Source organism: Pedobacter quisquiliarum (genome assembly GCF_014642175.1).
GTDB lineage: Bacteria > Bacteroidota > Bacteroidia > Sphingobacteriales > Sphingobacteriaceae > Pedobacter > Pedobacter quisquiliarum.
Genome location: NZ_BMIL01000008.1, coordinates 51,517 through 74,842 on the forward strand (window position 1 = coordinate 51,517; position 23,326 = coordinate 74,842).

General features: G+C 45.0%; 21 protein-coding genes. 8 read left to right on the forward strand and 13 right to left on the reverse strand.

Annotated elements, in window-relative coordinates; genetic code table 11:
* Positions 1-6: 6 nt before the first annotated feature.
* The 4 genes from IEW69_RS12440 to IEW69_RS12455 form a co-directional block, all read right to left on the reverse strand.
* Positions 7-771: a ThuA domain-containing protein gene (locus IEW69_RS12440; RefSeq protein WP_188627193.1), complete on the reverse strand. Its 765-nt coding sequence runs from the start codon at positions 769-771 to the stop codon at positions 7-9.
* 91 nt (positions 772-862) lie between these two features.
* Positions 863-1,051 carry a hypothetical protein gene (locus IEW69_RS12445; protein ID WP_188627194.1) on the reverse strand — a complete coding sequence of 63 codons (189 nt, stop codon included), beginning with the start codon at positions 1,049-1,051 and terminating at the stop codon, positions 863-865.
* Between the two features lie 272 nt (positions 1,052-1,323).
* Positions 1,324-1,773, reverse strand: a complete 450-nt coding sequence (locus IEW69_RS12450; protein WP_188627195.1) for a DinB family protein — start codon at positions 1,771-1,773, stop codon at positions 1,324-1,326.
* 27 nt (positions 1,774-1,800) lie between these two features.
* The gene (locus IEW69_RS12455; protein WP_188627196.1) at positions 1,801-2,685 is read right to left on the reverse strand and encodes a 1-aminocyclopropane-1-carboxylate deaminase/D-cysteine desulfhydrase; all 885 of its coding nucleotides are present in this window, start codon (positions 2,683-2,685) and stop codon (positions 1,801-1,803) included.
* A gap of 471 nt (positions 2,686-3,156) precedes the next feature.
* Between IEW69_RS12455 and IEW69_RS12460 the strand changes: the two genes are divergently transcribed.
* Both IEW69_RS12460 and IEW69_RS12465 read left to right on the forward strand, forming a co-directional pair.
* The gene (locus IEW69_RS12460) at positions 3,157-4,191 is read left to right on the forward strand and encodes an RluA family pseudouridine synthase (RefSeq protein WP_188627197.1); all 1,035 of its coding nucleotides are present in this window, start codon (positions 3,157-3,159) and stop codon (positions 4,189-4,191) included.
* The gene (locus IEW69_RS12465) at positions 4,192-5,037 is read left to right on the forward strand and encodes an aminotransferase class IV (protein ID WP_188627198.1); all 846 of its coding nucleotides are present in this window, start codon (positions 4,192-4,194) and stop codon (positions 5,035-5,037) included.
* Between the two features lie 8 nt (positions 5,038-5,045).
* Here IEW69_RS12465 and fmt read toward each other — a convergent pair whose 3' ends face one another.
* Positions 5,046-5,954 (reverse strand): methionyl-tRNA formyltransferase, encoded by a 909-nt coding sequence (gene fmt, locus IEW69_RS12470; RefSeq protein ID WP_188627199.1) that lies wholly within the window; start codon positions 5,952-5,954, stop codon positions 5,046-5,048.
* Between the two features lie 58 nt (positions 5,955-6,012).
* On the opposite strand from fmt, the gene IEW69_RS12475 reads away from it, so the two are divergent.
* Positions 6,013-7,080 carry a DNA topoisomerase IB gene (locus tag IEW69_RS12475; RefSeq protein ID WP_188627200.1) on the forward strand — a complete coding sequence of 356 codons (1,068 nt, stop codon included), beginning with the start codon at positions 6,013-6,015 and terminating at the stop codon, positions 7,078-7,080.
* Here IEW69_RS12475 and IEW69_RS12480 read toward each other — a convergent pair.
* Positions 7,058-7,270, reverse strand: a complete 213-nt coding sequence (locus tag IEW69_RS12480; protein WP_188627201.1) for a hypothetical protein — start codon at positions 7,268-7,270, stop codon at positions 7,058-7,060. The genes IEW69_RS12475 and IEW69_RS12480 overlap by 23 nt on opposite strands.
* An 11-nt stretch (positions 7,271-7,281) precedes the next feature.
* Positions 7,282-8,553 carry an exo-beta-N-acetylmuramidase NamZ family protein gene (locus IEW69_RS12485; protein WP_188627202.1) on the reverse strand — a complete coding sequence of 424 codons (1,272 nt, stop codon included), beginning with the start codon at positions 8,551-8,553 and terminating at the stop codon, positions 7,282-7,284.
* A gap of 76 nt (positions 8,554-8,629) precedes the next feature.
* Between IEW69_RS12485 and IEW69_RS12490 the strand changes: the two genes are divergently transcribed.
* A complete protein-coding gene (locus IEW69_RS12490) occupies positions 8,630-9,862 on the forward strand; it encodes an ABC transporter permease (protein ID WP_188627203.1) in 1,233 nt (410 codons plus the stop codon).
* Here IEW69_RS12490 and IEW69_RS12495 read toward each other — a convergent pair.
* Positions 9,839-11,161, reverse strand: coding sequence for a glycosyltransferase family 39 protein (locus IEW69_RS12495; RefSeq protein ID WP_188627347.1), 1,323 nt, complete (start codon positions 11,159-11,161; stop codon positions 9,839-9,841). The two genes, IEW69_RS12490 and IEW69_RS12495, sit on opposite strands and share 24 nt — an antisense overlap.
* Before the next feature lie 134 nt (positions 11,162-11,295).
* On the opposite strand from IEW69_RS12495, the gene IEW69_RS12500 reads away from it, so the two are divergent.
* Positions 11,296-12,603: a DEAD/DEAH box helicase gene (locus tag IEW69_RS12500; RefSeq protein WP_188627204.1), complete on the forward strand. Its 1,308-nt coding sequence runs from the start codon at positions 11,296-11,298 to the stop codon at positions 12,601-12,603.
* 138 nt (positions 12,604-12,741) lie between these two features.
* Here IEW69_RS12500 and mazG read toward each other — a convergent pair whose 3' ends face one another.
* The 3 genes from mazG to mnmC2 form a co-directional block, all read right to left on the reverse strand.
* Positions 12,742-13,551 (reverse strand): nucleoside triphosphate pyrophosphohydrolase, encoded by an 810-nt coding sequence (gene mazG, locus IEW69_RS12505; protein WP_188627205.1) that lies wholly within the window; start codon positions 13,549-13,551, stop codon positions 12,742-12,744.
* Positions 13,552-13,631: 80 nt separating this feature from the next.
* Positions 13,632-14,582, reverse strand: coding sequence for an aldo/keto reductase (locus IEW69_RS12510; RefSeq protein ID WP_188627206.1), 951 nt, complete (start codon positions 14,580-14,582; stop codon positions 13,632-13,634).
* A 291-nt stretch (positions 14,583-14,873) separates the two neighbouring features.
* The gene (gene mnmC2, locus IEW69_RS12515; protein WP_188627207.1) at positions 14,874-15,542 is read right to left on the reverse strand and encodes a tRNA (5-methylaminomethyl-2-thiouridine)(34)-methyltransferase MnmC2; all 669 of its coding nucleotides are present in this window, start codon (positions 15,540-15,542) and stop codon (positions 14,874-14,876) included.
* Between the two features lie 227 nt (positions 15,543-15,769).
* On the opposite strand from mnmC2, the gene IEW69_RS12520 reads away from it, so the two are divergent.
* A complete protein-coding gene (locus IEW69_RS12520; protein ID WP_188627208.1) occupies positions 15,770-16,117 on the forward strand; it encodes an MmcQ/YjbR family DNA-binding protein in 348 nt (115 codons plus the stop codon).
* A 268-nt stretch (positions 16,118-16,385) separates the two neighbouring features.
* Here IEW69_RS12520 and IEW69_RS12525 read toward each other — a convergent pair whose 3' ends face one another.
* Positions 16,386-18,422, reverse strand: a complete 2,037-nt coding sequence (locus IEW69_RS12525) for a M13 family metallopeptidase (RefSeq protein WP_188627209.1) — start codon at positions 18,420-18,422, stop codon at positions 16,386-16,388.
* Positions 18,423-18,803: 381 nt separating this feature from the next.
* On the opposite strand from IEW69_RS12525, the gene IEW69_RS12530 reads away from it, so the two are divergent.
* Entirely contained in the window at positions 18,804-21,479 is a 2,676-nt protein-coding gene (locus tag IEW69_RS12530; protein ID WP_188627210.1) for a valine--tRNA ligase, read from the forward strand.
* Positions 21,480-21,718: 239 nt separating this feature from the next.
* Here IEW69_RS12530 and IEW69_RS12535 read toward each other — a convergent pair whose 3' ends face one another.
* Entirely contained in the window at positions 21,719-22,180 is a 462-nt protein-coding gene (locus tag IEW69_RS12535) for a type I restriction enzyme HsdR N-terminal domain-containing protein (RefSeq protein ID WP_188627211.1), read from the reverse strand.
* A gap of 54 nt (positions 22,181-22,234) precedes the next feature.
* On the opposite strand from IEW69_RS12535, the gene holA reads away from it, so the two are divergent.
* On the forward strand, positions 22,235-23,260 hold the full coding sequence (gene holA / locus IEW69_RS12540) for a DNA polymerase III subunit delta (protein ID WP_188627212.1): 1,026 nt from the start codon (positions 22,235-22,237) through the stop codon (positions 23,258-23,260).
* Positions 23,261-23,326 lie beyond the last annotated feature (66 nt).

Consider the following 23,326-nt stretch of genomic DNA (forward strand, 5'->3'; position numbering starts at 1 on the left):
GATTGCTTATTTCTTACCTGTCGCCGCCCAGAATATGCCTGCATAAAGGTGGTTTAAAAACGCGGGCTCACTGAAGTTGGTGGGCACGTGACCCAATCCGGTGTAGAACGCACGGCCACCGTCAAACTCATGGTACCAGGCAATTGGGTGCATTTTGCCCATACCCTGGCCTTTGGCTCTGTCGCCCCAGTCCGCCTTTGCATCGTAGCTGCTTTCATCAACACCTAAGATGTAGTTAAGACCACTTACCTTTTCCGGGCCGTACTCGTACCATTCTTCAGTCCACAGTTTATCATTCTGGAAGCCCTGCAAGCCAGGGAAAGTTGGATCAAGGATTTTTGTTTTCGCCGTTTGAACCGCTGGATGGATCACAAACATCCGGCCCACCAGCTTATTGTACCATGGCCAGTCGTACTCCGTATCCGCAGCACTGTGGATACCCACAAAGCCTTTTCCGGATTTGATGAATCTTTCCATGACCTGCTGTTCTTTCGCGTTGAAGATATCACCTGTGGTGTTCAGAAACACAACTGCCTGGAATTGCTTAAGGTAATCTTCTGTAAAACCGCCGGGATTTTCCATGAGCACCACATCGAAGAAGTTCCTTGTTCCAAGTTCCTGCAGTGCGAGCACGCCAGCATGGATGGATTCGTGGTGCCAGCCTTTGGTAGTGGTGACAAGTAGTACTTTGAATTGTTTTTGAGCGAAGGAAGCGGATAGGAAAATAAACTGGAGTGCTATAACGAGCAATAAAGCTTTGAAACGGTTCATGTGGTTCGTATTTGGTTTGATGAAGATAAGGAAATGTTGTTAAAGAAGAAACGCGCCATTAAGCGCGTTTTTTAGAGATTCGGTATTGCTGCTACTCAGCATCTTGATCATCAGCTTGCTGATCATCGATTTCTTCGTCGAGCAGGGTGCCTTGGCCATCTGCATACTCCACTTCATTATCTGTATACTCCAGATCGCCATTTGGGGTGTTTGGCTTTCCTTCTGCTGGTTCATTCTGGATTTGTTGCTCCAGATCCTTTTGCTCATTTACATTTTCCATAGTACAGGTTTTGTAGTAGAACAGGAGCGCTCAGAAATATGTTTTAAAAAATATGAGTAGAAGTGAAGACAATGGTAAGAGTGGAGGTGATGATAGTTAGGCTGCTTATTTTTATATTCAAGCTACTTGTTTATGACACAAGCTATTTGACTTAAACTATCTAACGCAAACCATCTGACCAAATTATCAGAAGCAAGCTATCTGACGCAGTTACTTGTTTCTTAGGCAATCTATCTGAAGCAAACTATCTAACGCAAGTTATCTGCCGTAAGCTACTTCTTTCTCACATAAGTAATGTAATCCGTGTTTATGGGATCAATGTTATGCATTCTCATTTCTTTGGCAATCTGTGCTCTGTGATAGGTGCTGTGGTTTAACACATGCACAATAATGTCGTGCATAGGATCACTGAAGGCATCCCCGCTGGTGTTCACATAAGAGATTACCTGCTCCAGATCCTGGTTGTTGTTCAATACGGTTTGTAGCTTTTGGACACTGCTTTGGTGCAGGCTTCTGCAATCGTGCAGGGGCAGCGTTTCCCATACACCCACCACTTGCTTTTCACCGGCAACTCTGCTCATCCAGATCGACTCGGCGTTTACGATGTGCTGTAAAAGCTTGAGCGCGGTAGGAGGTACAGTAAGTAGGGCTTCGAGCTGGTTGAAGAGGCGGTCCATAGCCCAGATTTGGTATTTCAATAAACGGTTCAATGTGCTTTCCATGATGATCCAGAAATAACTTTAACAATATTAAGTGAATAATTTTGACAACTTCTCCTGCATTCCTAAGATACCCAGTAGCCCACCAGTATGCAAAGCAACTATTTTGGCATCCTTGTCAATCTCTTGCTTTTCCGCCAGGTCATGTATAGCAAAAAACAACTTCGCCGTGTACACCGGGTCGCTTAACAGCCCATACGATGAAGCAAATTGTGCCATAAACGTTAGTAGCGCAGGTTGTGTTTTCGCATAGCCACCAAAGTGATACTCGGTATGTAAATGCAACTGCTGATCAACCTTAACGTGGGCAGACATCTCGTCTTTGATGAATGCACCACCCTTAAGCACCGGCACTACATGTAATTCGCAGTGCAGCTGGCGTTCCAGGATCCCCTGCATTAATCCTGCTGCTGTAGTACCCGTTCCTGCAGCACAGAAAAGCAGGTCCATGTCGTCAGGCAACTCATCTATGATCTCTGCACAGCCTTTTACCGCTTCCGCAGATGCGCCGCCCTCGTCAATGAAAAAAGCAGAGGCGCTGGCACCAAAGTGTTGATCGAAAAGCACTCGCTTATCTTTATAGCTTTCACGATCTGTAAAGATCAGGTGCATGCCGTACAGCCGACAAAGCAGGAGCATCTGGTTTTCTACAGGCTCCCCGCGAACAAAGGCAGTAGATTGAAATCCTGCGCGGGCTGCGGCACTTGCAGTAGCCACCAAGTGATTTGAAAACGCGCCACCAAAAGTGACCAGGTGAGTTTTGCCTGCTTCAGCAGCGCTTTTCAATAAATACTTAAGCTTGCGCCATTTATTGCCGGAAATGTAAGGATCAATCAAATCATCGCGTTTGACGTAGAAGTTCGTCAATAATGGATGCTCAATTTTTTGCAGTGGACTGTAAACCTGGTCAAACATGACGTAAAGATAATTCCTGGAGGGGTTTTCCCGTAGCTATCCGTTAAATTGAGCTGCAGGTTAGCTACTGCTCTTTGCTGCCGGGCTTATTATGAAATTGGAGCGTCTAACTGAAGCAACTGCTTTTTACTGCAAAGCTAATCGTAAGTTCAATTTCATTCGCAGGTTCATTCCAGATACGCGCTTACCGCAGGCTTGTTGTAAAAGCAAATAGGTGGGCTTATTAAAGCCACCGCTCTCGCTGCCGGCCTGTTGTAAAGCAAAGGTGGTTCTTATTTAAGCAACTGCTCTTCCGTAGGCTTGTTGTAAAGGCAAACAGGTGGTCTAGCTGAAGCAACTACTTCTTACCGCCAAGCTAATCGTATCTCCATATCAATTCAAACGCCTTTATCCAGCTTTAATCTACACAAACGAATCATCTGGCTTGTTTTCTTTTACAGGAATGTAATTCTTAAAGTTTAGTTTTGTAAAATGGAAAACACCAACGTAGAGGCAGATATAGAAGATCAGGATTTATTTGAACATTTTAGCATTGTTGTAGATAAAGGGCAATCGCTTTTAAGAATAGACAAGTTTTTGATGGGGCGGATAGAGAATGCCTCTAGAAATCGTGTTCAGAATGCCATTGACGCAGGAAACGTACTTGTTAATAAAAAGACAGTTAAATCCAGCTATAAAGTAAAGCCTGCGGATGAGATTTCCATTGTATTTGCACATCCACCACGTGATACAGAAGTTTACCCTGAAGACATTCCTTTAGATATCGTTTACGAAGACGCCGATCTGCTTGTGGTGAACAAGCCTGCAGGCATGGTTGTGCATCCCGGTTACAACAATTACACCGGCACACTTGTTAACGCACTGGCCTTCCACTTTGAACAATTGCCAGAGCTTCCAGGCAACGAGGGTAGACCAGGCTTGGTTCACCGGATTGACAAAGACACATCTGGCTTACTGTTGATCAGTAAGAACGAGATCACCATGACCAAGCTTGCCAAGCAGTTCTTTGATCACACCATCACCAGAAAGTACGTCGCACTTGCCTGGGGAGATATTGAGGAAGATGGAACCGTAACAGGGTACATCGGCCGCAGTGCCAAAAACAGAATCGTAATGGATGTTTATGACGATGAAGAAAAAGGTAAGTGGTCTGTAACACATTATAAGGTACTTGAACGTTTAGGCTATGTGACACTGGTAAGTTGCCAACTGGAAACAGGGCGCACGCACCAGATCAGGGCACACATGAAACATATCCACCATCCTTTGTTTAATGATGCAAACTATGGTGGCGACAAAATCCTGAAAGGCACAACCTTTACCAAATACAAACAATATGTGCAGAACTGCTTTGACTTAATGCCTAGGCAGGCACTGCATGCACAAACACTGGGGTTCATTCACCCGACAACAAAAGAATACATGGAATTTGAAGCACCACTACCGCCAGATTTTGCGGCAGTGCTTCACAAATGGAGAAATTATATCGTACAGCCTCAATCGTAAATGCAAGAATATATATTACACAACGACAACTTCATCTTATCTAATCAACCGGTTCTACCGGTTTCGAACCGCTCCTTCAAGTTCGGAGACGGTCTTTTTGAATCCATGCGGATGTGTAATGGTAAACTGATGTATCCGGAACAGCATGCAGACCGCTTGATGGCCGGCATGAAAGCCCTAAAGCTTGATGGCAGCAGCCTAATGGACGAGTACTTCCTGAAGCAGAAAGCTGTGGAACTTGTCAAACGAAACCGCCTGCGGGGGGATGTACGTTTACGGCTGTCGATCTATCGTGAGGGCGACGGGCTTTACACGCCCGAAGGCAACTCTGCAGGCTATGTGCTTGAAGCATCGCCACTGCCCGATACCAACTATCAGCTGAATAAAAGGGGACTGATCGTAGACGTCTACGACGAGATCACCAAACCCATCAACATCCTGTCTAACTTTAAAACGAGTAATGCCCTCCTTTATGTGATGGCTGGCCTTTACAAAAAGCAGAACAACCTGGATGATGTTTTCATGCTTAACCAACAAGGATTTCTATGTGAAAGCATGAGCTCGAACATCTTTGTCGTTTATGAAAAGCAGATTTACACACCTGCATTATCTGAGGGTTGCGTTTCTGGCGTGATGCGCAGTGTAGTCATGGAATTAGCCAAATCCAAACGCATCACCATCACGGAGGCACAGTTAAATCCCGAAGTGCTGAAGCAGGCTGAAGAGGTGTTTATCACCAACGCAGTTGGCGGTATCCGATGGGTCATGGGCTACGGCAGAAAACGTTATTTCAACGAAAATGCCAAGATGCTCAGCGCCATGTTAAACGATACCGTTCCCCTGTAAAGGGGTGCCTACAGTCGCATTCCCCTTAGAAATTCTTCTACTGACATTCTTTTTTTACCCTCATACTGAATGTCTGTCAGCTTCAGGGAGCCATCCTGCGCCGCAAATTTCAGGAAGGTCTTTCCGTCACTGCTGAAAGTGCCTGGCGTTTCCTGCGGATCGCCCATTTCCATTTCTGCTTGGAAGACCTTTAGGTTTTTACCCTGCAGTTTGGTGAATGCAGCAGGATAGGGGCTCAAGCCCCGGATGTGGTTGTATATGGTTTGCACCGGCTGATTCCAGTTAATCTCACAGAAGTCCTTGAAGATCTTTGGCGCATGTTTCTGCACCTCCGTTATCACCTGCGGTGTCTCCTGGTAGTCGCCATTTTCAATCGCGTCAATCGTGCGTACCAGCAGTTCTGCGCCAGTTTCCATCAGCTTATCGTGAAGTGATCCAGCATCCTCATCTGGCCCAATCTCCACTTCTGCGGAAAATATTACATCACCGGTATCTATCTCATGTTTCAAAAAGAAGGTTGTCACACCCGTTACGGTTTCCCCATTGATGATCGCATGGTTGATGGGTGCTGCACCACGATAGTCGGGCAGCAGTGAAGCATGAAGGTTGATTGTGCCTTTAGGCGGCATGTTCCAGACCACTTCCGGCAGCATGCGAAAAGCAACGACAACCTGAACTTCCGCCTGCAGGCTTTCAAGTTCAGCAAGGAACGCTGGGTCCTTCAGTTTCAGGGGTTGTAAAACCTTCAATCCTTTCGCAACTGCGTATTGTTTTACAGCACTTTCATGGATTTTCTGACCTCTACCTGCGGGCTTATCCGCTGCGGTTACCACCCCGGCAATATCGTGTCCGGCTTCAACCAATGCGTTTAAGGAGGCCACTGCAAAATCGGGCGTACCCATGAAAACTATTCTCATAATCTTGTGTTGTAAATGCGCAATAAAGGACAAACTTAAATCAATTTTCCTAAAAAACATGGTTGAGACAGAGGAAGAGATCAAAATGAGTGGATTGGTGTATTTAACTGATCAGATGCCAGGAATATACAGGAAAGGCGAACCCGGAAATTTCCACTACGAAGATAAAAGGGGTAATCCGGTTACCGACGAGAAAACCCTCGAACGCATTAAAGCGCTGGTACTGCCACCCGCGTGGACCAACGTCTGGATTGCCAAGAAGAAAAATGCACACCTCCAGGCCACAGGCATCGATGCCGCAGGCCGTAAGCAATATCGCTATCACCCGAAGTGGACCTCCAGACGCTCGGACAGTAAATACTTCCGCCTACTTGAATTCGGGAAGGCGCTTCCAGAAGCCCGCAAACACATTGCTAAAGACCTTCGTCGGAAAGACTTCGACGAGCGTAAAGTGCTTGCCATCTGCGTACAGGTGATGCAGAAAACCCTTATCCGTATCGGAAATGAATCCTACAAAGACCTTTATGGAACCTATGGTTTAAGCACCCTTCGGGACAAACACGCCAAATTCACCGATAGCAAACTTACACTCAGCTTTGTCGGCAAGAAAGGCGTTAAACATGATGTGAGTCTCACCGATCGCTCTTTGATCAAACTGGTTAAAAAATGCAAGGAGATTCCTGGTCAGGAGCTGTTCCAGTACTATAACAAAGATGGAGAACGCCGTTCTGTGGATTCTGGCAAAATCAACAATTACATCAAGGAAATCACCGGAGCAGATTTTACCGCTAAAGACTTTCGCACCTGGGGTGGTACATTGGAGGCTTTACGCCAGCTGGCGATCTGTACGGCAGATCCAATAGAAGTCATCAAGAAGAAGAAAGTGGTGGTTCAGGTACTCGACTGCGTCGCAGGGAAGCTCGGTAATACCAGAGCCGTTTGCAAAAGCTCCTATGTGTATCCGCTACTCTTAGAAGCTTTTGAAAACGACGAACTTGGTAAATACCTCAAAAAAATACACCGTGAAAAACCAAACTCCATCACAGCGATGGAGAATGATGAAAAGGTACTCATGAAATTTTTAAAGCAGGCACAACGGGATATTAAGAAGCGGGAGGCGTCTTAATCGGGTTCACCGGTTGCTCACCCGTTTCCTTGCGCTTTGCCGGGCCAGACATATCTGCATTTTCTGCCTGATAGTCTTTGTCCTCGGGCTGCACTACGGCATGGTCTGTTGATGGTGCAGCATCCTTAGGCACTTCCTCCTGGAAATTACTATCCGGACGCTCATTCGTTTTTTTAGGTGCATTGTTCATATTAATCTTGCTTAGGGGTAAAGTAAATACTTCAGGCGCATCTCTTTGTAGGCACTTAGTCCGGGTTCCCAGCTTGCTCTGATCTCTTTTTCAGATTTCCCGGCAATAATCTGCTGCTTCAAACTGCTTACACCTGCAAGCTTGTCAAAAACAACCATTTCCTTGCTCAGCTTATTGTTAAAGAAGTCACCCTTATTTGGATAGGCCTTGTACAAATCAATCAACCACTTAAGCTTTAACGTTTTTTCTTTTCTAATGTTTGCGATGTCGTATTCACGAAGGTCAATCCCGTAGCATGCCTGATCCATGTGCAAAGGCGTCTCTGCCATACCTTTAATGCTCTTGGGCGTGAAGTTAAACTTGTATTTACCCTTCAACGCAGGTGCACCCAGGACAGTAAAAGGAAACATCGTTCCGCGGCCCTGACTCAGGAATGTGCCTTCGAATAAGCATACTGTTGGATACAGCATGATGGATTGCTGAGTATTCAAGTTTGGAGAAGGCTTCACCGGTAGCTCATAAGGCATGTCGTGGTTATAATTCGCGACCTTAATGATGTTGATCTTGCATTTCACTTTATTCTTCATCCAGCCTTCGCCGTTCAGCATTTGTGCGTATTCACCCACGGTAAGTCCATGTACAATTGGAATGGGCTGCAAGCCGATGCCCGATACCAAAGATGGATCAAGGATTGGTCCGTCAATGTAAAAGCCATTCGGATTCGGGCGGTCCAGAATCAACAACTCCTTACCATTTTCCGCACAGGCTTCCATCACATGCTGTAAGGTGTTGATGTAAGTGTAAAAACGCACACCCACATCTTGTATGTCAAAAATCATGATGTCTACATCCGCCAGGTCTGCCGTTGTCGGCTTCTGGTGTTTACCGTATAGTGAAACGGCTTTAATGCCGGTCTTCGCATCCACATCATCATCAACCTTTACGCCAGCACTTGCATTACCTCTGAAGCCATGCTCCGGGCCGAAGATCTTCACAATGTTTACCCCTAAAGCAACCAGGCTATCCACGGAAGTTTGCGAGCCGATAATAGAAGTCGGGTTCACAACCACGCCCACGCGTTTTCCTTTAAGCATAGGCAGGTACAGTTCCGTTTGTTCCGCACCAGTGCGAATGCCTGCAGCAGGCTTGTCATCATTGATGACCGCAGTTTCTTTCGTTTGCTTTGTTGGAGCAGTGGCAGGCTTTACCGGCGTATTCCCGCAGGTCTTAAATGCACTCAGTGCGATGCTTAGGTTTAAAAGGCAGACAAGGGTGATCTTCATGTTGTGGTTTTTAAATAATATACTTTAATTCGGAATGGAATGACCATTTTTGCTAAGGTAATCATATTGCAAAAATTTGAACACAGAATATTTCATTGCCAGGCGCATCGCTATAAAATCTGAACGTACATTCTCTAAGCTGATTGTCCGGATCGCCATCTCCGGCGTAATGCTTAGTCTTGCAGTCATGATGCTATCCATCGCCATCATCAAAGGCTTCAAAACGGAAATTCAGGAGAAAGTACGTGGTTATGTCGGCGACATCCGCATCTATAAGCTCGACCTGAACAACTCCTTCGAACTATCGCCTTTTGTGCCCGAAGCAAAAACCTATGCAGACCTTAAGGCCAACAAAGATGTCGTTTACTTTCAGCCCTACGCCACCAAACCGGCAATCATTTCCGCGAATGATGAGATTGAGGGCATAAACTTTAAGGGTGTCGACAGCACCTATAATTGGGATTATCTCAAGCAACACCTTGTAAGTGGTAAGGTGCTCGACTTCTCTGACCCTACAAAAACATCCACGCAGATTATGATTTCGCAGTTCACGGCTAACCGCCTGAAGCTGAAAGTTGGGGACGACTTCATCATGCATTTCCTCATGCAGGACAGCAACCAGCCTCCAAGAAGAAGACCGCTCAAGATTGTGGGTATTTACTCCATCGGGGTAGACGAAGTGGATAAGAGCTTTGTTCTTGGCGACCTGAACCTCATCCGCAGATTAAACAAATGGAGTCCTGAAGAGGTTGGTGGCATCGAGATTCGAATTAAAACATTCAGCGAGCTGGACCGCGTCACAGACAACATCTACGAGAATCTCGAGATGAAGCTCAAAGCGGAAACCGTTACGGCATACTTTCCAAATATATTCACCTGGTTATCGCTACTTGATGTAAATACGAAGGTTTTGCTTGTCCTGATGATGACAGTAGGGGTAATCAACATGATCACTGCCCTCCTGATTATGATTTTGGAGCGTACCAATATGATCGGTATGCTTAAGGCATTCGGCATGACCAATACCAGCATCATGAAAGTGTTCTTGTACAATGCCATGTATCTGGTTGGTTTCGGATTACTGCTCGGCAACCTGCTTGGCTTAGGCCTGGGCTTCCTGCAGCAGTTTACGCATGTATTCCGCCTGGAACAGGGATCCTATTACCTTTCTTACGTGCCTATAGAATTCCATTTCATGGATGTGTTCCTTTTGAACCTTGCCACTCTGTTCATTTGTTTGATTGTGCTGGTACTGCCATCATTACTGGTGAGTAAAATTTCGCCGTTAAAGGCCATCCGGTTTAAGTAAGCCCGCACGTTCTTGCTCCAGAAACCGCTGAATATCGTTGGTCGGCTGCTTTAAAATGTAGATCTCGGTCTGGTATTCACGGGCATATCTATTTTCAATTTGACTAGCCAACAGCACCTGCTTGAATAACCGGTGTTCATTCTCCAGACGCGACGGGTCCTCACTATATCCTTTGATGCGAATAATGGTCGCAACCGGCCGACTTACATACCAGTTGATGTAATCTGCGTTGAAAGACATGGCACGATAAGCCTTGTTCTTTTTATAGAAATTGATCGCACCTGCCTGTCCATAATTGTCGCATAATACTATCAAACCCTTCTTGTCAGGAATACTTGCATAGACGCTGTCCACCTTTCTGGCAAGCTCGCTCCAGCTCAGCATATCTGCATAATCCTGCTCCAGCATATGTTCCTTGCCATCTTCCCAACGGTGGGTTCGGCCCGTTGCCAAAGCAGACTGCTCATATTCCGCAGGTGTATAGATCGGAAAGGCGAGTTTAACCATCGGGATAAAGATCAGAACTGGGACAATCAGCAGCAGCGGACGCAGGTATACGCGCCAGTGTTGCCGGGTAGCTTGCTCCAGATAAACGGCGCCAAATGCCAGCAGCACGGGGTATAAACCAATGGCGTAATAGCCCTTTGCCCGGAAATACAGAAAGAGCGCAATGGTGAAGACATAGGAAAAGAATACAAACCGATACGGCCGGAAAGGCTTGTAGAATAAGGCCGCAAGTAGTCCGCCGATCAGCACGTAAATGGAACCAACAAAATAGAGTACTTGCTCCTTAAGGAAGCCCGACCGCTCTACATGGACAAGCTGGGTACGTTTTAACTCCTCCATATGCTGCAATACAGGAAATTGATGTTGGTACTGCCAGTAAAGGTTTGGAGCGACCAAAATAAAAGCAATAAGAATCGCGATGTAAACATCTTTCTTCAGCAGCATTCTGTGATGACCGCTGATCAGCAGTGCTGGTAAGGTTCCGAGGAGCAGGAATACAATGTTGTATTTGTTCAGAAAGCCAATGGCGAAGGCTACACCCAGCAGCCACATCCACCTGGGCAGGCTGGTGCTGATGTATTTGAGCAAGAGAAAATAGAGGAGCGTCCAGCTCAATACATCAACTGAATTGGGCTGAAAAAGCGTGTTCAACCTTGTTACAGCAGAAAATGTAATTGCAACAGCAACCAGCAGTAAGGCAAACAGATTCCCTTTCAGCAGCTCCACAATCTTCCATACCAGAACGGTCGTTAGCGCTCCAAATAACGCTGGAAAGAACCTTACCCAGAAAATGGAAAGCTTTCAACACCACTCATCTAAGACTGACAATGCCATCTGTATACAGGGAAGAAATCAACGCAAACATACCTGCGGGTATAGTTAACAGAATTGTGTAATTTTGCAGCAACACTAAAAAAGAAAAAAGCGTGTCTTTAGATAAATTAAAATTAAGTAAGTCGCTGGTAATCGCCATGACTGATGCAGGATACCTGACCCCAAAAGCCATTCAACTTAAAGCAATGTCCAGAATACTTGGTGGTCAGGACATCATCGCTGTTGCACCAGAGAAATCCGGCAAAACAACCACCTATGTGCTTGGCGTTTTAATGCGACTGAAATATACGAAAGACGATGCGCCGAAAGTCCTGATTTTGGTTGCTGATCATGAACGTGGTCAGGCTGTAATTGATCAGTTTGTATCCCTGAGTAAAAACCGTGACTTGAACATCATGGGCCTTTTCGGTACTGGCGGTACAGATGCTGAAGTGAGTGAGCTCGCGTTGGGTGTCGACATTGTCGTTGCCACGCCAACCAGAGCACGAGCAGTGTACCTGAAGTTGGGTTTGAACTTAAGTAAATTGCAGACTTTCATCGTAGATGATGCAGACCTGATCGTTAAACAGGGTATGCAATTACCAACCGCGGAATTGGCACGTAGCGCTGGAAAGTGTCAGCACCTGGTGTTTACGGAAGTTGTACATGATAAACTGTACAAGATGATCGACCAGTTCATGAATTTCCCAACCTTATTGGAAGTGGAAGAATTCGAAAATGACCAGGCCGCCGTAATTACCCAACTGCTGTACCAGGTACCGAACTACAAGACCAAAGTTAATTTGATGCACAACCTGCTACGCGACGATGAAGTGTTCAGCAAGGTGGTAATCTTTGTAAATACGCGATTAAACGCACAGAAACTTGCTAAAGCGCTCGAAAGTCAGCGTGAAGGGGAGTTCTCCATGCTCAGACCATTACACTTCGATGAAAATGGATTTGACGATTTTGAAGATTTCAAAGCAGAACCTGATGCGCGTGTCATTGTTGTTGCAAACGAAGCTGCACCAGAAATCGACTTACATGGTGTTCCTTTTATCTTTCACTTTGAGGTTCCTGAAGAGAAGGAAACGTTCCTAAGCAGAATCATCAAGAATCCGGATGCTGAGGAAGAAGTGGTTTCCATCACTTTTGCAACAGATCTGGAACTTGGACAAATCAAGAAAATTGAGCAGTCTATTGGTCAGAAGATGGAAGTGCTCGACTTACCCGATGATCTGCTTGTCGACAAAGGATCGAAGCCAAAACCGGCAGTAAATAAGAATATGGTTTCCCAGGATAAAGATGAACTACCATCAGGTGGTGGTGCTTATCACGATAAAAAAGATAGCAATGCCAAAAATTACAACCTGGGCATTGGACAGAAATTAAAGATGAACATGAAAAAGAAGCACAGTTAGTGCTTCTTTTTTAATTATAGGTGCGCTACACATTGACAGACTTCATGAAATACCTTCTTCATGAAACAATCGCTTCATTAAACGCCCGCTCAATTACAGGCTTTCATATTGAAATCTTGCTTTACTAACTTTGCAGCCCTACTTAACCAGTTTTGCTTCATTCCAGTAAACGTCCATTTCTGCAAGTGTCATATCCTGTAAAGCTTTGCCGTTTTCTTTAGCCTTCTCTTCCAGGTACTGGAATCGTTTGATGAACTTCTTATTTGTTTTCTCTAGAGCATTCTCCGGGTTGATCTTAATGAACCTTGCATAATTGATCAAAGAGAAAAGCAGATCGCCAAACTCAGCTTCCGCTTTGTCGGCATCTATGGCAGTGTTGTCATCCACATTAAATTCTGCTTTAAACTCCTGCATTTCCTCTTCAACCTTTTCCCATACCTGACTTTTATCTTCCCAGTCGAAGCCAACGCCACGTGCTTTTTCCTGAATACGGGCAGCTTTCACCAAGGCAGGTAGGGAGGTCGGCACGCCACCGAGCACAGACTTATTCCCTTCCTTAAGCTTAATCTTTTCCCAGTTGCGTTTAACGTCATCTTCATTCTGTACCTCAACATCACCATAAATATGCGGGTGGCGGTTGATCAGTTTTTCGCACACGCCATTCAGCACATCCAGAATGTCAAAAGCGCCCTGCTCTTCAGCAATGCGTGCATAAAAAACCAGGTGCATCATCACGTCGCCAAGCTCCTTCTTCACCTCCTGTATATCACCTTCCATGATGGCGTCCGACAGTTCGTACGTTTCCTCAATGGTGAGGTGTCTTAGCGTTTCCATGGTCTGTTTCTTGTCCCAGGGACACTCCGTGCGAAGTGTATTTAATACATCTAAAAGCCTTAGAAAGCCTTCAGCTGGCGTGTTTGCGGCAATAGGGGGTGTAAAGTTTGGCATAATCGTAAAAAATAGCGGCCTGTTAGATTAACAAGCCGCATTAAAGGTAGAAATTAAATCTTAGTTCGATGGCCTAGCAACTACTTCCAGTTGCTTGCGGTGTCCAGAAGCTGGATATCATCCGCACTAAGCTGGATGTTGGCGGCATGTTCCAGATCTTTCAACTGGTCTGTGCTGGTCACGCTGGCAATGGGTGCGGTAACAGAGGGTCTCGCAATCAACCATGCGATAGCAACGCTTGCCGGCTGCGTACCCTGACGTTCTGCGACCTGATCCAGCGCATCCAGAATCTTAAAGCCACGTTCGTTGAGGAAGGATTTAATCCCGCCACCACGTTGACTCTTGTTCAAGTCTTCCTCAGAGCGGTATTTTCCAGATAAGAATCCACTTGCCAGGGCATAATAGTTTGTCACACCCAGTTGGTACTCCTTGATGATTGGTTCGTATGCAGTCTCATACTGTTCACGATTGTAAAGGTTATATTCCGGTTGAAAAACCTCATACTTCGGCAATCCAGTGCTTTTACTTACTTCCAGGGACTCCTTCAATCTTGCAGCTGAAAAGTTGGAGGCACCGATCCAGCGCACCTTACCTGCTTTGATCAATTCATCGTAAGCTTCAAGCGTTTCCGTTGCCGGCGTTTGCTCATCATCATAATGCGAGAAGTAAAGATCGATGTAGTCCGTCTGCAGCCGTCTCAGGGAATTATCAACCTCCTTAAGGATGTTCGCTTTGCTAATATCTTTTCCATTACCCATGTCTGCACCAACCTTCGTAGCAATTATTACCTGATCCCTGTTCTGACGTGATTTCAGCCAGTTCCCAATAATCGTCTCTGACTCACCACCCTGATTGCCCTGTTTCCAACGAGAATAAACGTTGGCCGTATCAATGAGGTTAAAGCCTGCGTCTACAAAGCGATCCAGGATGCCGAAAGAAGTTTGTTCATCAATGGTCCATCCAAATACGTTACCGCCGAAAGCAATCGGTGCAACATGTAAGTCTGTGTTTCCTAATTTTCTTTTTTCCATAATACGTCTTTTGTGGGTGATCTATCCAAAGTTCTGCGTTGCGCCTGGAGATTGAAACTCGCAACCTTCGCCAAAAAAAGGGCAGCAGTTGATTTGAATCGTTACCGAAAACTAAACAGGTGTAGCGCAAATGCAGTTTGCAACTTCTGAAATTATGAAGATAATATGTGAATAGCGCAATGGGACAGCATCAAGTCAGCGCAAACTTAACCTTGTACGAATATACGAATAGGCACATGAACGACATTTTAGCACCCGCGTAAACCGATATAAAGGCACATCTACCTGCACCTACAATCTGGTTGCACGAAGCATCTGCCGTTTACCAGGCGCACCTACTAATTTCTCCACTTTAAACCCGAAACTCGTAAGTGCCCGTTTTAAATTGCCCGTAATGGCATAGGTGACGAAAACACCCCCAGGCCGAAGAAAACTTGCCGTATGCTCAATAACTTCGTTGCTCCACATTTCCGGCTGATACTGCAAGGAAAAAGCATCATAGTAAACCAGGTGGTAATTTGGAACCGACGGCACCTCCGCGATGCCTGTTTTAAGAATCTCCAACGACTGCCCCGGAAAAAGTTCCTGCCGCTGATCGATGCAACTGGAATACTGGCTTGAAAATTCAGCCCATAACTCCGGCTTAACGTATTCCTGATAATCTGTTGATCGTAATTCCTCATCCGTAATCGGAAACGCTTCCACACCAGTATACCTTAAAGATAGCTGATGTTCCAACGCATAATCCATACTGACCAGGAAGTTGAGCCCGGTACCAAAACCAACCTCCAGCACCGAAAGCTCCTCCGCTGGAAACATTGAAGCGGTATGTACCAGCCCCGCCTGCAGAAAAACATGTTTACTCTCCTGTAAAGCACCACGGGTAGAGTGATAGTGCTCACCAATGGTATCATTGAAAAGTGTTTTGGAGCCGTCTTCAGTAAGGATTATCTTATTCATCAGCCAAAATTACCCAAACCTTTATAACTTTATGCAAATAACATCAGCGATTAATTGAAACCCAAGCGTCAGAACAAAATAGGAGGAGAGGAATAGTACTTCAAACCTAAAATCCGCATACACGCAAGCACCAGAATGAAGCATTAATACAACTTTAATACGTCAACGCTAAAAAACGATATACACCAATAAAACTCAACGTTAACATAAAACTGCAACCCAAGATAATGGACATCGAAACACTAAGATCTTTTTGCCTGAGCCTGCCAGGCACCACAGAAGGCATGAAATGGGGTGAACACCTATGCTTCATGATCCATGAAAAACTCTTCGTCATTACCTCCCTAGACGACGGACAAATCACCTTCAAATGTGACCCCGAAGACTTTAATGAGCTCATTGCTCAAGACGGCATCATGCAAGCGGCCCATTTCGCAAAAAGCCAGTGGGTAACCCTACAAAACTTCGATGTCCTTCCAGACAAAGTCCTTAAAGAAAGAATCATGACCTCAAGAGCCTTAGTCATCTCCAAACTGCCTAAGAAGGTACAAGCCGCCATCGCCGAATTAGAATAAAACTGGCATATTCAAAATCTCGCCCTAAAAACCAACTACGCGAAACCCACCCAATAACCCCACCTCTAAACTCCTCTAAACCAACCCTAAAAACCCAACCAACAAAAACCTCCTAAAAAGAAATAACCCCTATCCCTTTCCCGGCTGCTCCCCCTAGTATTACTATAAAAAAAAGGGTAGCACTGTGAAGCAACCTGCAAAACTTTGTTCTTCACAAAGGTTTGAGTTGCTGAACAGTACTACCCTTTTTTAAGTAATTTATTTCAAATTACCACATTCGTATCCGCTCCTCTGGTTTCTTATACAACTTCTCCCCAGGTTTAACATCAAACGCTTCATACCACGCATCCATATTCACTGGCGCACCAATGGTTCTGAACTCCCCTGGTGAATGCGGATCTGTCTTAATCTGCTGTGCAGCACTTTCCGGAAGGATGTTACCCCTCCAAACCTGTGCCCAGGATAGGAAGAAACGCTGATCTGGCGTAAAGCCGTCGATCTTCTCGTTAGACTGCCCTTGTTTAGTCATCTTAAATGCGGTATACGCAGCATTCAAGCCACCCAAGTCCCCGATATTCTCACCCATGGTCAGTTTCCCGATCACATGAACCGTATCCAATACTGTATAAGCATCAAACTGCTTACCTAAAGCATCTGCTTTCTCGTCAAATTTCGCACGATCTTCTGCGGTCCACCAGTTGCGGAGGTTACCATCTTTGTCGTACTGACTTCCAGAGTCATCAAATCCGTGCGACATCTCGTGACCGATAACCGCACCAATACCACCGTAGTTGATCGCATCATCTGCATCAGGTGCAAAGAATGGGAACTGAAGGATACCTGCTGGGAAAACAATCTCGTTCATGGTTGGGCTGTAGTAAGCATTTACCGTCGGCGGGGTCATGCCGAACTGTGTACGATCTACCGGCTTACCCAATTTATCGATCATATCATTATAGCGCCATTCACCACCACTTTTAAGGTTGTCGAAATATGTGGTACGTGTAATTTTCATACCATCGTAGCTTTTCCACTTCTCAGGATAACCAACTTTAGGTCTGAAAGCATGAAGTTTCTCTAACGCCTTTGTTTTTGTTTCCGGGCTCATCCAGTCCAGGTTCTTAATCCGGATTTCAAATGCGGAACGAAGGTTTTTGATCAACTCGTCCATACGGGCTTTTGCTTCAGGTTTGAAGTATTTATCCACGTAAAGCTGTCCCAGAAGTTCACCGATGTTATTGTCTGTCAATGAAGACATACGTTGCCATCTTGGTGTTTGTACACGCTGACCAGTCTGAACTTTGTTAAATTCAAAACTTGCCTGAACGAAAGGTGAACTTAAGCTGCTCGCAGAACTTTTCAATAAGTTCCACTCTAAGTAAGTTTTCCAGTCTGCAACAGGTACAGAAGTCAACATACCGTCTACAGCAGAAAAGAATTTTGGAGAAGATACCAATACAGTGTCCTGACCTTTCACCTTGAACTTGGTCAGTAGGGTAGACCAGTTTAGCTTTGGTGTGGTCTTGCTGAATTCATTAACCGCAAATTTGTTATAGGTCTTATAAGGATCACGCATTTCCAGACGGCTCATTTGCGCTGCGGCAAATTGCTTTTCGATGGCCATCACCTTTTCTGCTTTAGCTTTCGCTTCCGCAGGACTGCTTCCTGTTAATCCAAAAAGCGTCGTCATGTAGGTCATGTAAGCTTCGCGGATTTTCACCGAACGTGCATCATCATTAAGATAGTAGTCACGATCAGGTAGGGTAGTACCACCCTGACCTAATGAAGGCAGATATTTGTTAACGTTCTTGCGATCTTGTGCAACGCCGAAGCTGAACATTGGACCACCCATACCAGAGGTACGCATGTAAACCACTTCATCAATAACGCCAGAAAGATCTTTAATCTTCTTAATTCTAGCCAGGTCAGGCTTAATTGGGTTGTAACCTAGTTTTTCAATCGTGGCGCTGTCCATCGCTGCAGCGTAGAAGTCACCCACACGACGTTTAACGGAACCTGCAGGTGCCGACTTGTCCGCAGCAGCTTCTTCAACCAATCCACGAACGGCGTTGATGTTAAAATCACGAAGTTCGTTGAAACTTCCCCATCTGGTTTCCTTTGCAGGAACGGGGTTGTTTTTTACCCAGGTGCCACTTGCATATTGGTAGAAGTCGTCACCAGGTTTAACACTAAGATCCATATTCGCTGGATCAATTAATTTTTTAGGGGCTTGCGCGCTGGCAGAGTAGCTCGCAGCAATAATACCCAAAGCAGCAAAATAGCTTTTGAGGTGTTGTATTTTCATATGTTTAATAAAAATAAGTTTGTGATTGTGCCCTCATGTGGCAATACAGCTCACAAAGTAGTAATTTGGAATTAACATCAGAAAGTTCTAATGAAAATATTACTTGTTGAACCAGTCGTAGATTTTGGTTAAACCAATCCGGCGAAATAATGATTCTGAAGATAGAAATAATTTAAACGATCTCATCTCTTGTGGTTTGATATGATATTAACATATTTTAACACTTTTTATTGTGCTCAACCGAATTATAATCCATAAGGCCGCAGGAAGACCACAATTTTAAAAGCTGCTCTAGCACCCTTCAAAAGAAATGGATGCTGAACCGGATAATCGCTTTTTTCTTGTTATTTTTGCATTTCAAAAGAATTTTTCCACACGATAATGAGCATATCCACGAAATACGACCCAACATCGACCGAAGACAAATGGTACAGCTATTGGCTGTCTAAGAAATTTTTTCACTCCGAGCCAGACGAACGCGAACCGTATACCATTGTCATTCCACCGCCGAATGTGACTGGTGTATTACACATGGGGCATATGCTCAACAACACCATTCAAGACGTTTTAATCCGCAAGGCCCGCATGCAAGGTAAAAATGCCTGCTGGGTTCCGGGTACTGACCATGCTTCCATTGCTACCGAGGCTAAAGTTGTTGCCATGCTTAAAGAACGCGGCATCAATAAAAAAGACATTAGCAGGGAAGAATTCCTAACCTATGCCTGGGAATGGAAAGAGAAGTACGGAGGCATTATCCTCGACCAGTTGAAAAAGCTTGGTGCAAGCTGTGATTGGGACCGTACGCGCTTTACCATGGAAGAAGATCTTTCCGATGCCGTTATCGAAACTTTCATTCACCTATATAAAAAAGGCAGGATATACCGTGGTATCCGGATGGTAAACTGGGATCCGGCAGGTAAGACCGCCGTTTCAGATGAGGAAGTTATCCGTAAAGAAGTAAATCAAAAACTCTATTACATCAAATATTCCATTGCCGGAGAAAACGGTTCAACTGACGAATCGTTGATCGTTGCAACCACTCGCCCAGAAACCATCATGGCGGATGCTGCGATCTGCATCAATCCAAATGATGAGCGTTACACCCACCTGAAAGGTAAAAAGGTGTTCATTCCATTGATCAACCGTGAGATTCCGATCATTGAAGATGAGTACGTAACTATGGACTTCGGAACAGGCTGTCTTAAAGTTACACCGGCACATGATCTTAATGATTATGAGTTGGGCGTAAAACATAAACTTCCGGTAATCGACATTCTGAATGATGACGGTACTTTGAATGAGCTTGCTGTCGTTTTAGTTGGTGAAGACCGCTTTATCGCACGAAAGAAAATCGCAGTACTACTTGAAGAAGCCGGCCATCTGGACCATGTAGAAGATTATAAATCTCAAATCGGTTTCTCTGAACGTACCGATGCCGCTATCGAGCCAAAGTTATCTTTGCAATGGTTCTGCAAGATGGATGAAATGGCTAAGCCCGCGCTTGAGGATGTATTGAACGGCGATGTGAAGCTGATTCCGGAAAAGTTCGTAAACACCTACCGTCATTGGATGGAGAATGTTAAAGACTGGTGTATTAGTCGCCAGCTATGGTGGGGGCAACGCATCCCGGCCTGGTACGATAATCAGGGCAACTGGGTGGTAGCAAAGACCGAAGAAGAAGCGTTAGAAGAATTCCTACAGCTTAAAGATATTGATGGCGTATTCACAGCCGATGAAAAGGCTGGATTTAAAAATCAGCTTAAACCTTTCGTGCGCCAGGATGATGACGTAATGGATACCTGGTTCTCCAGCTGGTTGTGGCCGATTTCCGTTTTCGACGGCTTCAAGAATCCAGACAATAAAGACATCAACTATTACTATCCGACGAATGATCTGGTAACTGCACCGGAGATCATGTTCTTCTGGGTGGCCAGGATGATCATGGCTGGACATGAGTTTAGGGGTAAAAAGCCCTTCACAAACGTTTACCTGACCGGAATCGTGCGTGATAAGTTGGGCCGTAAAATGTCCAAGTCGCTGGGTAACTCACCTGATCCGATCGGGCTGATTGAAAAGTATGGTGCAGATGGTGTTCGTGTGGGTATGCTTCTATGTTCACCTGCAGGAAACGATCTGATGTTCGATGAAAGCTACTGTGAGCAGGGGCGGAACTTCGCTAACAAGATATGGAATGCCTTCAGATTGGTGAAAGGCTGGGAAGTGGATGCAAATCTGGAGAACCCAAATACACAAGCCATCAATTGGTTTGAAAACAGGTTTAATCAGGCTTTAGTGGAGATTGAAGATAACTTCAAGCAATACCGCTTGTCGGAAGCCCTAATGAGTACCTACAAGCTGGTATGGGATGATTTCTGTGCATGGTACCTGGAAATGGTAAAACCTGCTTATCAGCATCCGATTGATGCAGAGACGATGAAAGTTACGCTAAGCTACTTTGAGCGTATCCTTTCGCTGTTACATCCTTTCATGCCTTTTATTACCGAGGAGATCTATCATGATGAGATCTTCGGCGAAAAAGATGAAATGGATTGCATCATTGTGGCTTCTTACCCTGTTGCTGGAGCGATTGATACTGCATTGCTTAAGGATGTAGAAACCATCAAAGAGCTTGTAGCAGGGATCCGTAATGTTAGAAATACCAAGCAGTTGTCGCCAAAAGAATCGTTGCCATTGAAGATCAAGAGCAACTCCGCAGTAGATTTTGAAAAATGGCTGAACATCGTGTTCAAGCTGGCCAACATTAACGAAGTGGAGTTTGTAAATGATAAAATTCCTGGCGCGGTGACTTTCATGGTGGGCAGTGATGAGTTTTACATTCCACTGGAAGAGAACATCGACGTGGATGCAGAAAGGGAACGTCTTAATGGCGAGCTGAGCTACCTGGAAGGTTTCCTGAAATCGGTGAACGCAAAACTGAACAATGAAAGATTTGTGCAGAATGCAAAGCCTGAAATCATCCAGAATGAACGGAACAAGCAGGCTGATGCAGAATCTAAAATCGCGATCATTCGTGAAAGCCTGAGCAGCCTAGGTTAATAGTTTCAGCGTTTTAATATCTACAGGAAAGCTGGTGTCGTGAAAAACGGCACCAGCTTTTTTCGTTTATGGAATAAAAACACGCAAGAAAAGGGCAAATGGAGCTGGGATTTAAGCACACCTTACACACACCTTGCGCACACCTCGCCCACACCTCGCCCACGTAATGCGTGTGTAAGGTGTGTTTCGGCTGTGATTTGCGTGACATGGAGCCATAGCACCACCCTGTATTTATCGGTTTACAAATCTTGAAATAGGGGCAGTTCTTCACAGAACTTGAAGCTGGACGCCCCATGATCTATCCTGGCGTAGCAATGGCGTAAGCCATTGGTAACCACAAGCCATTCGACCTTGTGTACGGAGTTATATCTTGCCGCCTGATCAAATACCCCCTGCGTAATCTTAATAGAAGGCGCTTTACATTCTACAATCATGATCCGCTCGCCGCTATGGTTAAACACCACGATGTCTGTTCTTTTCTGCAGCTGGTTTAAACTTAAACCACCCTCAACCTGGATTAATGTCTTAGGAAATTTCCGGTCATTGATCAGGTATTGGATAAAGTGCTGACGCACCCATTCTTCCGGTGTTAGCACCAGGTGTTTTTTCCTGATGTCGTCGAAGATGTAGAATTGAGAATCCTTTAACGTAATCTTAAAAGGATGTTCAGGGAGATTAAGTTCGGTAGGCGTAAACTTCATTTCTGCAAAAATAACCTTAATAATTAGGAATTAGCAAGTACATTTGAGCACAATATGAGTGCTTCAGAGATCATAAGGGACATCAAAGCCCGGAAGTTTAAACCTGTCTATTTACTGCATGGCGAAGAGCCGTATTACATCGACCAGATCATTGATTACATCGAAGAAAATGTATTGAATGATATGGAAAAGGGGTTTAACCAGACGGTTTTGTATGGTAAGGATACGGATATGGCCACCATTCTGAATGCTGCCAAACGTTATCCGATGATGTCCGAATACCAGGTGATCATCGTTAAGGAAGCACAGGACCTGAAGTGGAGCAAAGAGACGGAAGGCAGTAGTAAGGCGGCAGAGTTCGTGCAAAACTATTTCGAAAAACCCCTGAGCAGTACCATCCTGGTGCTCGGCTATAAGTATGCAAATTTCGATAAGCGCAAGAAGATTTTTAAAGCCATCAGCAAATCTGGGGTGGTCTTTCAATCAGACGTGGTGCGCGATTATAAACTCGCAGAGTGGATAGAGGGCCTCGTTAAAGAGAAAGGTGCTAAGATCGCGCCGCAGGCAGCAGCATTGATGGCCGAATACCTGGGTGCAGATCTTTCCAAGATTGCCAATGAGCTGGATAAACTTTTGCTGAACATCAGCAGCAATGCGACGATAGATACCGATCTGGTTCAAAAGAATATCGGCATCAGTAAAGAATATAATGTGTTTGAACTCCAGAAAGCACTGGCATTCCGGAACGTGTTCAAGTGCAATCAGATCATCAATTACTTCGCGGATAATCCTAAGAGTAATCCAATGGTTCTGGTCCTTGCGAACCTAAACGCCTACTTCTCAAAGATCCTGAAATACCATTACCTGCCGAATAAACACGACGCCGCAAAGGAGTTGGGGGTGAACCCATTTTTTGTTAAGGATTACGAAACCGCTGCGAAAAACTACAATGTAAATAAGACATTCGACATCATAAGCCTGCTGCGGGAGTATGACTTGAAGAGCAAGGGATTGGACAGCACAGGTAACACAACCGATGGTGCATTATTGAAAGAACTGCTCTTTAAAATGATGCATTAGTGTAACTGTAAAGTTATGTAGCGGCAATTCTTCATGGCTTCCAATCCGTTATATTTACGGAATAAG